Source organism: Streptomyces sp. NBC_00285 (assembly GCF_036174265.1).
GTDB lineage: Bacteria > Actinomycetota > Actinomycetes > Streptomycetales > Streptomycetaceae > Streptomyces.
In genome coordinates, this window is record NZ_CP108055.1 from 1113997 (window position 1) to 1125551 (window position 11555).

11 protein-coding genes and 1 pseudogene are annotated in these 11555 nt (G+C 71.8%); 7 read left to right on the forward strand and 5 right to left on the reverse strand.

The window, feature by feature from the left end:
* Positions 1-45: 45 nt before the first annotated feature.
* From OHT57_RS05345 to OHT57_RS05355, 3 genes are read right to left on the reverse strand one after another with little or no spacing between them, the layout of a single operon-like run.
* On the reverse strand, positions 46-801 hold the full coding sequence (locus OHT57_RS05345) for a cupin (protein WP_328744870.1): 756 nt from the start codon (positions 799-801) through the stop codon (positions 46-48).
* Positions 795-1721 carry a PmoA family protein gene (locus OHT57_RS05350; RefSeq protein ID WP_328744871.1) on the reverse strand — a complete coding sequence of 309 codons (927 nt, stop codon included), beginning with the start codon at positions 1719-1721 and terminating at the stop codon, positions 795-797. The genes OHT57_RS05345 and OHT57_RS05350 overlap by 7 nt, the downstream gene beginning before the upstream one ends.
* Complete coding sequence (locus OHT57_RS05355) at positions 1718-2830, reverse strand: Gfo/Idh/MocA family protein (RefSeq protein ID WP_328744872.1); 1113 nt, start codon at positions 2828-2830, stop codon at positions 1718-1720. The genes OHT57_RS05350 and OHT57_RS05355 overlap by 4 nt, the downstream gene beginning before the upstream one ends.
* Before the next feature lie 188 nt (positions 2831-3018).
* On the opposite strand from OHT57_RS05355, the pseudogene OHT57_RS47380 reads away from it, so the two are divergent.
* A pseudogene (locus OHT57_RS47380) lies at positions 3019-3369 on the forward strand (PEP/pyruvate-binding domain-containing protein); the annotation flags it as partial.
* A gap of 55 nt (positions 3370-3424) precedes the next feature.
* Positions 3425-3805, forward strand: a complete 381-nt coding sequence (locus tag OHT57_RS05365) for a hypothetical protein (RefSeq protein WP_328744874.1) — start codon at positions 3425-3427, stop codon at positions 3803-3805.
* On the opposite strand, the gene OHT57_RS05370 is transcribed toward OHT57_RS05365, so the two are convergent.
* Entirely contained in the window at positions 3771-4559 is a 789-nt protein-coding gene (locus OHT57_RS05370; RefSeq protein ID WP_328744875.1) for a class I SAM-dependent methyltransferase, read from the reverse strand. The genes OHT57_RS05365 and OHT57_RS05370 overlap by 35 nt on opposite strands.
* 159 nt (positions 4560-4718) lie before the next feature.
* On the opposite strand from OHT57_RS05370, the gene OHT57_RS05375 reads away from it, so the two are divergent.
* The 5 genes from OHT57_RS05375 to OHT57_RS05395 all read left to right on the forward strand — a co-directional run bounded on the left by OHT57_RS05375 (position 4719) and on the right by OHT57_RS05395 (position 10812).
* Positions 4719-5924 (forward strand): sensor histidine kinase, encoded by a 1206-nt coding sequence (locus tag OHT57_RS05375; RefSeq protein ID WP_328744876.1) that lies wholly within the window; start codon positions 4719-4721, stop codon positions 5922-5924.
* The gene (locus OHT57_RS05380; protein ID WP_328744877.1) at positions 5921-6568 is read left to right on the forward strand and encodes a response regulator transcription factor; all 648 of its coding nucleotides are present in this window, start codon (positions 5921-5923) and stop codon (positions 6566-6568) included. Before OHT57_RS05375 ends, OHT57_RS05380 begins: the two co-directional genes overlap by 4 nt.
* A 160-nt stretch (positions 6569-6728) precedes the next feature.
* Complete coding sequence (locus OHT57_RS05385) at positions 6729-7868, forward strand: GNAT family N-acetyltransferase (RefSeq protein WP_328744878.1); 1140 nt, start codon at positions 6729-6731, stop codon at positions 7866-7868.
* A gap of 186 nt (positions 7869-8054) precedes the next feature.
* Positions 8055-9284, forward strand: coding sequence for a DegT/DnrJ/EryC1/StrS family aminotransferase (locus OHT57_RS05390; protein WP_328744879.1), 1230 nt, complete (start codon positions 8055-8057; stop codon positions 9282-9284).
* A 76-nt stretch (positions 9285-9360) separates the two neighbouring features.
* Positions 9361-10812: a glyceraldehyde-3-phosphate dehydrogenase gene (locus tag OHT57_RS05395; RefSeq protein ID WP_328744880.1), complete on the forward strand. Its 1452-nt coding sequence runs from the start codon at positions 9361-9363 to the stop codon at positions 10810-10812.
* A 238-nt stretch (positions 10813-11050) separates the two neighbouring features.
* Here OHT57_RS05395 and OHT57_RS05405 read toward each other — a convergent pair whose 3' ends face one another.
* On the reverse strand, positions 11051-11248 hold the full coding sequence (locus tag OHT57_RS05405; RefSeq protein WP_328744881.1) for a hypothetical protein: 198 nt from the start codon (positions 11246-11248) through the stop codon (positions 11051-11053).
* Positions 11249-11555: the final 307 nt, after the last annotated feature.

Sequence of the window (11555 nt, forward strand, 5' to 3'; positions counted from 1 at the left end):
GACTTTCTACGGCCCCCCTCGGAACTCCCCCCGGAGTGAGCGGTGTTACTCGCCGCGGTACGGCAGCGTCGTGCCCGGCAGGTTGTACTCGTCCCGTCGGCCGCACATCCCGAAGCCGCCGAGCCGAGTGGGGGCGGCCTCGTAGGCGGTCGCCTCACCGAGGTACGCGGGTTCGCCGGAGGCCAGCGCGTCGAGCTGGGTGCCGGTGCGCTCGGCGGTGGCCAGCGCGCCGGCCTGCCACAGCTCGCGCCAGTCGGTCACCTTGTCCCGGACCAGGCCGGCGGCGGCCCGCTGGAACTCCAGGTACGGGCCGTTGTCCCCGGCGACCAGTGCCTCGCGCAGGCCGAGGTAGCCCTCGACGGCGAGGTCCCGGCGCCGTCGGGCGGCCGCGGCCGTCTCCGGTCCCGTGCCGGGCGGGAGCTGGGCGGCCGCGGCGTACCGCGAGGGGGCGGCCAGCACCTCGGGCGGGAAGGTGAACACGGCGTCGCCGGCCTCGGGCAGGCCGCTGTTCTGCATCAGCACGGTGATCCGCAGGTCGCCGCCCTGGACCATGCGGTGCACGGTGCCCGGCGTGAACCAGGCGACCGAGCCCGACTCCAGGGGGATCTCGCGGTAGCCGTCGGGGCTCAGCGTCTGGACCGCGCCCCGGCCGCCGGTGACGACGTACGCCTCCGTGCAGACCAGGTGCAGATGCGGGCTGCCGCCGCAGACGCCGTCCGCCGCCTCCCAGTCGTAGGCGCTCAGGTGGGACAGCCCGACGGCGCCGGGCAGCGGTCGGGGAAGCGCCGGTCCGCTCACCACGGAAGCCCCTTCAGATGGTCACCGACCCGTTCGGCGTCCCAGGCGCCGTCGGCGACGACCAGCCGGTAGCGGTACTCGAAGGACTCCCCCGGCGGCAGTTCGAACGCCTCGAAGAACGCCCACGAGTACGCAACCGTCGGGAAGGGCTCGGAGCGCACGAACCAGTGCGACTCGTGGATCGCGCTGCTCGCGTCGAGGTTCTCGGGCGCGTGTGCGAAGACGAGCGTGGAGTGGGCGTCCACGTCGTCGTGCTCGGTGGTGAACGCGAGCCAGGGGCTCTGGCTGCCCATCAGCTTGTCCGCGTCGGCTTCCGTGTCCGGGGCGAAGACCGCGCCGCCGGTGAAGTCGCGGGGACCACGCCACTGGAGACCTGTGTAACCGGCCATCTCACGGCCCGCGGTGGTCGGGGAACCGAAGACGAGGGGCTCGTCGCGGGTGTTCGTGAGGCGGATCGACCAGTCCAGGGCCCAGGAGCCGGCCTCCTCGTCGACCGAGTGGACGGTGATGCCGCGGACTTCGCGCGCCCACTCGGTGCCGCCGTTCTCCACCCAGGTGAGCTCCTCGGCGAAGGTGAGGCGGTCGTCGTCGACAGACAGCACGGGGAAGCCGTCGTGCCGCATCGAGCCGACGCGCTCCGGCAGGGGCAGATAGCCCTGCCCGTGGACATAGCAGTTGCCGCCCCAGAAGTTCTGGCCGGACAGATGACTCGCCGTCATCTGCAGGCCCTTGTGCCAGCGGTGGTCGTTCGGGCGGTAGCCGGTCACCGTGTTCCCGGCGAGGGTGCGCACCGGGTGGGCGTAGGGCTTGCGGGCCTCGAAGGCCTCAGGGTCGGGTCGGTAGACGTAGCGGAGGATCTCCGTGCCGTTCGCCGCCTCGACGGCGATGTGTTCGCCGTGGACGTGGCTGACGCGGATGCTCATGCGCGCTCCTTGGGGGCCCAGTGGGGGTGGTCGCCGTGCATGGCCGGGTAGAAGGGGTCGCCGGGCGCGATCTCACCGGCGTGCACGGGCTGCCCCGTGAACGCCGACTTGTAGAGCGCGGCGGCGAACTCGAGGGTGGCACGCGCGTCGGTGCCGCTGCCGGGAGGCCTGACACCGTTGTCGTACGCGTCGAGGAGGGCGCCGAGCTGGGCCGCGTGCGAGCTGGGCACGTCGGAGGCGGGCGTACGCCAGGCGTCGACGCGTTCGGCGGCCACGTGGGGGGCGGGGGTGTAGGTCCAGTCCTCGTTGCGGTGGCCGTAGAGGTGGGTGAGTTCGACCGTCGCGTCGGCGCAGTCGATGCGGATGCGGCTCACCTCGTCGGGTGACAGCACGCTGTTGACGACGGTGGCGAGGGCGCCGTTCTCGAACCGGACGAGCGCCGTGGAGACGTCCTCGCTCTCGGTGTCGTGGACCAGCCGGGCCGCCATGGCGCGGATCTCCGCCCACGGGCCGAGCAGGTGCAGGAGAAGGTCGTACTGGTGGATGCCGTGCCCCATCGTGGGGCCGCCGCCCTCACTGGCCCAGGTGCCGCGCCACGGTACGGCGTAGTAGGCGGCGTCCCGGTGCCAGGTGGTCTGGCAGTGCGCGACCCGGGGTGCGCCGAGCTCGCCGCTCGTGAGGAGGTCGCGCGCGTGGACGGCGCCGGAGCCGTAGCGGTGCTGGAAGACGACGGAGGCGTAGGCGCCGGAGGCCTCCTCGGCCGCCGCGATCTCGTCGTACTCGGCGAGCGACAGCGTCAGCGGCTTCTCGCACAGCACCCAGGCACCCGCCTTGAGCGCGGCCACCGTCTGCTCGCGGTGCAGTGACGGCGGGGTGCCGATGAGAACCAGGTCCGGGCGTACGGCGTCCAGCATCTCGTCCATCGACGTGTACCCGGCGACCCCGTCACCGGCGAGCTCCTGGAAGGCGTCGAGTCTGCCCTGGTCCACGTCCACGGCGGCGACCAGTTCCACCCGCTCTGCATGGGCCCTGAGCGCGGGCAGATGGCTGCCGGCGACGATGGCGCCGGTGCCGACCACGGCTGCGCGGCGGCGGGCTGGACGGGGCATACGGTCCTCCTCGGGCGTCCGGCTCAGGGACGCTGACGTGCAGGGAAAGCGCTTGCTCCCCGGAGGCGACCCTAGATCCCCGGCGATTGTCCTAACAAGACCCCGTGCCGTTATCGGCACACCATGCATACCATTTGCTTGCTTGACTCAAGTAATGCAAATATGGTTGCCCAACTCAAGCAATGGGGATGACGGGACTCAGGGAGCCGGGATTCGTCCTGGTGCCGGCCGACCGCGCGCCCGGCGCGCCCGCGGGTGCGGACGCCGTGCGCGGTGTGTGGCAGGTCCTGGACGACATCGCGGAGGCCCTGGTCGTCAGCTCCTCCTCCGCACACGAGGACACCGAGGAGTCCTCCACGGGCCGCTTCCGACCGGTGCCCGACGTACGCGGCTGGGAGGCGTTCCAGGACGCCGTGCGGGCCGTACTGGACTCGGCGCGCCACGCGCAGTCGCTACGGCCGTCGGACGGCACACCGCCGGACGACGGAGCGGCGGTGCTGGTGCAGCCGACGGTGCGGGCGGCTGCCGGCGGAGTGCTGTCCACCGCCGACCCGGTCACGGGGCACACCGACCGGATCCTGGTCACCGTCGCGAGTGGCGAGTGGCGAGCCCGAACGCCTGACCGACGGCAGCGCACAGGGCGTGCGCTACCAGCTGACCCGCTTCGCCCGGCTGGTGCGGACCGAACCGCCCGAACCGGCCGGGCAGCGGCTGCTGGCCCACCGGCGGATCATCCGGCTCGTGTCACTGGCGAAGAAGGCCGAGCGGGTCTTCGGCGGGCCGCTGGACATGGAGTTCGGCTTCGACGTCGACGGGAAACGTGGCTCCTTGAGGCGCGGCCGATCATCGCGGCGACCCCGAGACCCACGTGCGGGATCCAGGGCGCCGGACCGGACCGGACCGCTGCCGCGGTGCCCGGCGACGGCCCGGCGAGGTCCCCTCACTGAGGGCGCGGCACGCCGTGGGTCACCCTGATCTTGGACTGGCCGTGCGGGAGTTCCTCCCAGTCGTCCATGAACCTGGCCCGCAGACCGTGCCTCTCGGCGAGCGCGACGAGCGTGTCGACCCGGTAGTAGAAGTCCTCCCGGAGCACCTGATGCTCCTCGCCCTCGGTCCGGTCGAAGGTGAAGTCGAACCAGCCACCGGGGGCGAGCACCCGGCCGACGTGGGCCAGGCACTCCTCGATCACCGGGAGCGGCGAGTGCGAGAAGACACTGTGCGCGTGCACGACGTCGAAGTGGGCGTCGGGCAGGAACCGCAGCGTCAGGTCACGGACCGGGGTCAGGTTCGGCAGCCGCTTCTCCAGCCCCATCTCGACGACCGTGTCCTGGGCGGCGAAGAGGATGTCGGGCGAGATGTCGATCCCGTGGTAGCGGCCCGGCTCCAGATGGCGGATGAACCGCCAGCCCCCGCGCAGGTTGCCGCAGCCGATCTCCAGCATCCGGTGCTCGGGGCGCAGGCCGTGGCCCAGCAGGTAGTCGAACTGCATGGCCCCCAGCGCCAGCCAGCGTTCCCGGTTGCGGCTGCCCACGGCCGCGTCAGGGTCGGCGCGGGTGTCGGAGCGCATCACGGCCCGGTAGTAGGAGACGTGGTCCGGGTGGCGGTGGCTGAGCCACAGGTCGCGGGCCGCGCGGACCAGATGGCGGGGCACCCGGTCGGGGTGGCGCAGGGCGTAGCCGACGCGGTGGCCGAGGGCGGCGCGGTTGGCGGTGAGGTTCTTGGCTGGCATCCTGAGGCCTTTCGGAGGTCGTCGCTCTCCTGCCAGCCTCGGTGCCGGAGTGGGGCGTCCGGCTCGGTCGACCGGCTTGTGCCGCGAGGAGGTTCGGGTGACCGCCATGTCGGCCGATCGGTTGATGCGGCCCTTCGGCCCCGGCGTTGGACTCGGAGGATGAACCACACCGATCCGGACGGGCGCTGGCTGGGCGCGATCGTGCACGGCGCGTTCTTCGTGCTGCTGGGCTCGTCGTTCGCCCGCTTCCTGACCCGCGACCGCGGCGAAGCGCACACCGGCCCGGTGGTGGCGCTGTTCGCGGTCTTCTGCCTGCTGTACGTCCTCGGGCATCTGCTGGCCCCGCCGCCCCGCCCGGGACTGCCGCCCACCTCGCGGCATCTGGTCTGGCTGGGCTCGGTCACCGCCGTCTGGGCCGTCCTGCTCGTCGTCACGCCGAGCGCCACCTGGTGTGTGATGCCCCTGCTGTTCGCCGGGCTGCACGCACTGCCCCCGAGGATCGCGGTGCCGTCGGCGGCCGTCCTCACCGCGCTGGTCGTGATCTCCGAGATACGGGTGGCCGACGGGCCGCTCAACCCCAACATGGTCGTGGCCCCGCCCGCCGTGGCCGCGGTCGCCACCGCCGTACTCGTGCACCTCCAGCGGCAGGGCGCCCGGCAGCGCCTCCTGATCGAGGACCTGGTGAGCACCCGGCGTGAACTCGCCGCCACCGAGCGGCGGGCCGGTGTCCTGGCGGAACGTCAGCGGCTGTCCGCGGAGATCCACGACACCCTCGCCCAGGGACTCTCCAGCCAGCGGATGCTGCTCCAGGCCGCCGAGCTGGTGTGGGACGCAGACCCGGCGGCGGCCCGGGAACACGCCCTGGCGGCGGCGGAGATCACCTCGCACAGCCTCGCCGAGGCCCGCCGTTTCGTGCACGACCTGGCCCCGGCCGACCTCACGGAGCGCTCTCTGGCGGGAGCGCTCGGAGAACTCGTCCGGCGCGAGAACGGCCCGGGGCTGACCGTGGAGTTCCGGCTCGACGGGGCCCCGGGCCCGCTGCCGGACCGGGTCGCGGCGGCGCTCCTGCGCATCGCCCAGGGCGCGCTGGCCAACGTACGGGAGCACTCGGCGGCGACCCGGGCCGCGCTCACTCTGACCTGGCTGGACGATCAGGTGTCGCTGGACGTCGCCGACAACGGGCGGGGCTTTCAGCCCAGCGGGCCCCTGCGGCCCCGGTCCGCGTCGCCGCGCGGGCACGGGCTCCCCGCCATGCGGATCCGGGCCCACCAGGCCGGCGGCACGCTCACCGTGGAGTCCACGCCGGGAGAGGGCACCGTGGTGTCGGTCGCCGTCCCGTTCACGGTCAAGGAGCCCGCCCTGTGAGTACGTCCCCGCCCACCTCCCCCGTCCGGCTTCTGCTCTGCGACGACCATGCCGTCGTCCGTGCCGGTCTGCGCGCCCTGCTCTCCAGCGCCGGGGGCATCGACGTCGTCGGGGAGGCGGCCACCGGCGAGGAGGCGCTCGCCATGGCGGCCCATCTGAACCCCGACGTCGTACTGATGGATCTTCAACTCGACGGCGGGATGGACGGGGTGACGGCCACCCGGGCACTGACCGCCGGCGGCGCGCACGGCCCTCGTGTCCTGGTGCTGACCATGTTCGACACCGACGCCGACATCACCCGGGCCATCGAGGCGGGCGCAACCGGCTATCTCCTGAAGGCCGAACAGCCCGAGGAGTTGTTCACGGCGATCCGCGAGGCCGCGACCGGCCGCGGCACGCTCTCCGCCCCGGTGGCCGACCGGCTGCTGACCCGGCTGCGCAGCCCGCGTCCGGACCTGTCCGCACGCGAGCACGACATCCTCGCGCAGCTCGCCCTCGGCCTCGGCAACCGGGAGATCGCCCGCGCCCTGTTCATCAGCGAGGCGACCGTCAAAACCCATCTGGGGCGCATCTACGTCAAGTTGGGCGTGGAGACCCGGGCGGGCGCGGTGGCGGTCGCCAAGGAACGACGGCTGCTGGGTTGACCGGCATCGGGAACCAGCGGTAGACGATCCGCACTCTTCCGTTACGGCAGACCCCCTTGACAGCATGCGTACTGGTTGGCGACGTTTGGTCCTTGCCGACATTTCGCTCGGCAGGACGCGGACGCCGCGTCGTGGGGGGAATTGGGGGGAGCGGTCGCCCATGCGATCCATGAGCAGTGACACGGACATATCGATCCACAGACCCGAAGAGCTCAGCACCTCGCTCCGCACGGCCTGGCACCGGGCGATGGACGAGTCGCCCGACTACGCCAACCCGTTCCTGGCACCGGAGTTCGCGGCCGGCATCGGCAGACACCGCGGCGGCGCCCGGGTGGCGGTCCTGCACCAGCGTGGCGAGGCCGTGGGCTTCCTCCCGTACGAACGCACCTCCTTCGGGGTCGGCCGGGCCATCGGGCTCGGACTCTCCGACTGCCAGGGCCTCGTGCACCGTCCCGGGTTCACCTGGGAGACGCGCGCCCTGCTCAGGGCCTGCCGGCTCTCGGTCTTCGAGTTCGACCACCTCGTCGAGGAGCAGCAGCCGTTCGCGCCGTATGTCACGGGGACGTTCGCCTCTCCGGTGATCGATCTGAAGGTCGGCAGCGACGACTACCCGGAGTGGCTGCGCGGCGCGTACCCGGGGCTGGCCAAGACGACGCTCAAGAAGGAACGCCGGCTCGCCCGCGACCTCGGCGAGATGCGGTTCGTGTTCGACGAGCGGGACCCGCGGGTGCTGCGCACCCTGATGCAGTGGAAGTCGGGCCAGTACCGCAGGACGGGTCGCATGGACCGGTTCGCACGGCCGTGGATCGTGGGCCTGGTGGAGGACCTGTTCCAGGTCCGCGAGGAGCACTTCACCGGTCTGCTTTCGGTCCTGTACGCGGGCGACCGGCCGGTCGCCGCCCACTTCGGACCCACCTCGCGCACGGTGTTCGCGCCCTGGTTCACCGCGTACGACCCCGAGTTGAGCTACTACTCCCCCGGCCTGATCATGCACCTGCGGATGGCCGAGGCGGCGGGCCGGCGCGGGGCGCGGCTCATGGACATGGGGCGCGGCGACAAGGAGTGGAAGGACTGGCTCAAGACCCGTGAGCTGCGCGTGGCGGAAGGATTCGCCTCCCGTCCCCACCCGGTCGCCACGGCGCACCGCCTGTGGCGCCGCCCGGTGCGGGGCCTGCGCAACACGGTCAACGCCCACCCGGCCCTGCGCGAGCCCGCCGACCGCCTCCTGAGGACCGTCGGCACGCTGCGCACGTCCGCACACTCCTCGGACTCCGGCAAGGCGGGCCCGATGGCGAGCTGAGCGCACCTGCCCGACCCACCTGCGGGGCGCCTTCGCATCGCCCTGCCGGTTCGTCCGCGACGCCCTGGAACCGCTCTGACGGTGCGCCCGAAGCGCCCCCTCGCCCTGCGGGGACGCGGGTGTGCCGCGCTGCCCTGCACAGCCCTTCTCCGGACTTCCTCCGGACCATCGACACAAGGGGTGCCGATGCCCTACGGCTCACGGCTGGCCGCGACGATGACACGGCGACTGGGACGCGAGTGCGTGTACACGCCCTCGGCCCGGCTGGCCCTCTACCTGGCGTTCAGGCGCTGGTGCCGGCCGGGCGGGCGCGTGCTGATGTCACCGGTGACCGACGACGTGATCCTGTTCGTGGTCCTCGCGGCCGGCCTGCGTCCCGTGCTGGCCCCCGTGTCCGCGTGGGACGGCAACATCGATCCGGCCGCCGTACCGGAGGCGACCTGGCGCGACGTGGACGCCGTCCTGACCAGCAACCTCTACGGCGTGCCCGACCGGGTCGTCGAACTGCGGCGCCGCTGCTCGCAGTTGGGGATCCCGCTGTTCGAGGACGCGGCGCACGCGATCGGCAGCCATGTGGACGGGCAGCCCATCGGGACCTTCGGCAGGGCGGCGGTGTTCAGCCTGTCCAAGCACGTGGCGGGAATGGCCGGCGGATTCCTCGCCGTCGAGGACGCGCGCACGCGCCGGGAGCTGGAACTGCTGCGGGACGATCTCCTGACCCCCGGCCGGCTGAGCGAGGACATCACCACGACGCTGCGCCCGCTGGCCCGGTCCGCCGTCCGGTCGCTCCATCTGGTGCGCCCGGTGTGGCGGGCCATGGAACGGCTGGGGCTGCTGGAGCGGGACGCGTTCCGGATGCCCCTGCACGCACCGCGGCTCACCGCGTCGGCGCGACAGGCGCCGAGCCTGACGGCGTACGAGCCGTGGGTCCGGGTCGACCTGCACGGCTATCGCTCCCGGCACGGCGCGCTGGTGCGCGGGCAGCTGAAGCTGCGGATGGCCCGTCTGGACGAGGACCTCACCCGGCGCAGGGCCGGTGTCACCCTGCTGGCGGGCACCCCGTGGGCGTCACCGGCGCTGCGGGAGCGGACCGTGCACGACGGCCCCCTGCCGCTCTTCCGGGTGCCGCTGCTGGTCGACGACCGCGACGCCCTGGTCCAACGGCTGGTGCGGCACGACGTGGTCTGCGGCTACCTCTACGATCCGCCGCTGGACGACTACGCGGGCGCGGAGTTCGTCGAGCCCTCCCCCGATCCGGCCGCCGCCCGCTGGTTCGCGGCGCACGCCCTTCCGGCGGATCCGCTCCTGGCCCGCAGGATCGTCACCGCGTTCACGAAGGAGCGGGTGGCCGACGCGCACCCTTCGCTGCTGCGGCCGGTTCCGGACGCCGCACCGCCCCGGCTCCTTGGCCCGTGAGCTGCGACACCCCACCGATCGATCAAAACACAAGAGGGTTACCATATGAGCGCTGCCTAGCTCGAAAGAGAATTCTGTGACTGTCAAGGACGACTCGTTCACCGACTGGAAGAACCGCGAGGAGATCGCGGAATCGATGATCCCGATGATCGGGAGGCTGCACCGGGAGCGGGACGTCACTGTTCTGCTGCACAGCCGCTCCCTGGTGAACAAGTCGGTGGTCAGCATCCTCAAGACCCACCGGTTCGCCCGGCAGATCGCCGGTGAGGAGCTCTCCGTCACCGACACCCTGCCGTTCGTCCAGGCGCTCACCGCGCTGGACCTGGGCCCCTCGCAGATCGACATCGGCAGGCTCGCCGAGATCTACCAGACCGACGACCGCGGCCTGTCGGTGGCCGAGTTCACCGCCGACGCCGTGGCCGGCGCGACGGGTGGCAACAAGATCGAGCGCCGGGAGCCGCGGGACGTCGTCCTGTACGGCTTCGGCCGCATCGGCCGCCTGGTGGCCCGGCTGCTGATCGAGAAGGCGGGCTCCGGCAACGGTCTGCGGCTGCGTGCCATCGTCGTCCGGGGTGGCGGCGGGCGGGCCGGCGAGGATCTCGTCAAGCGGGCCTCGCTGCTGCGCCGGGACTCCATCCACGGCCAGTTCCAGGGCACGATCACCGTCGACGAGTCCGAGGGCGCGATCATCGCCAACGGCAACACCATCAAGGTGATCCACGCGAACGACCCCTCCGAGGTCGACTACACGGCGTACGGCATCAAGGACGCCATCCTCATCGACAACACCGGCAAGTGGCGCGACCGTGAGGGCCTGGCCCAGCATCTGCGCCCCGGTATCGACAAGGTCGTGCTGACCGCGCCGGGCAAGGGCGACGTCCCCAACATCGTGCACGGCGTCAACCACGACACGATCAAGCCGGACGAGCAGATCCTGTCCTGCGCGTCCTGCACCACCAACGCGATCGTGCCGCCGCTGAAGGCGATGGCCGACGAGTACGGCGTGCTGCGCGGCCACGTCGAGACGGTCCACTCGTTCACCAACGACCAGAACCTGCTGGACAACCACCACAAGGCAGACCGCCGCGGCCGCTCGGCGGCGCTCAACATGGTCATCACGGAGACCGGCGCCGCCTCCGCCGTCGCCAAGGCACTGCCCGACCTCGCAGCGCCGATCACCGGCAGCTCGATCCGGGTTCCGGTGCCGGACGTCTCCATCGCGATCCTGAGTCTGCGCCTGGGCCGCGAGACCACCCGCGAGGAGGTCCTGGACCACCTCCGGAACGTCTCCCTGACCTCGCCGCTCAAGCGCCAGATCGACTTCACCACGGCCCCCGACGCGGTCTCCAGCGACTTCATCGGCTCCCGCCACGCCTCGATCGTCGACGCCGGCGCCACCAAGGTCGACGGCGACAACGCGATCCTCTACCTCTGGTACGACAACGAGTTCGGCTACTCCTGCCAGGTCATCCGCGTCGTCCAGCACGTTTCCGGCGTCGAGTACCCGACGTACCCGGCGGCGGTCTGACCTCGGCGTAGGTGCCGCGCGTACCCAGCTCGCGCGGCAGGGTGATCTCGGCTCCGTGGCGCGGTACTTCCTGGTCGACCCACCACACGATGTCCGGGAACGGCTCCTCGCGGTCGCTGCTGTGCGGGCAGGTGTCGGCCGGTCCGGCGCCACCCGGAGGCGCGGGCGGCCCTTCTGACCGTCGACGGGCCCCGGATCCAAGGGTGGATCCGGGGCCCGTCGGACGCGGTGTGCCGGTTCAGGCGACGAAGGCGGACGCCTTCGCGTTCGCCGCGACACCCTCAAGGGAGACGAACGCGTCGGCGTCGGCGCACACGGCGAGCGGTCCGGCCTCGATGTGCAGACCGACGGCGGCCGCGACGGCCACGCCACCGGAGATGCTGTCGAGGTCCGTGTCGTGGATCTCGGTGGTGTCGATGCGGGGGGCGGAGTTCATGTCGCGCGGTTCCTTTCGAGGAAGCGATGTCGAGGACGGCCCCCGGATCGAAGCATGAGCGGGGCGGCCCTGCCAGTCACCCGCCACCGGCCGCCACGAGTGGCTTCACCGGCATCGCAATCCGCTCACCGGTCGCACCTTTTCCTTCACGCGCAGCGGCGTCGCGGCGGCACACAAAGGGCGTGGGGCGGTACAACCACGACCACGACCGGGACTTACCCCGCCCGGACGGTGAACGGTGTGCAGGTTCACCGGTTTTTCGATGACGGCCCGCCCGGAGCCGGTTCCTCTGCCTCACTCAAAAAAC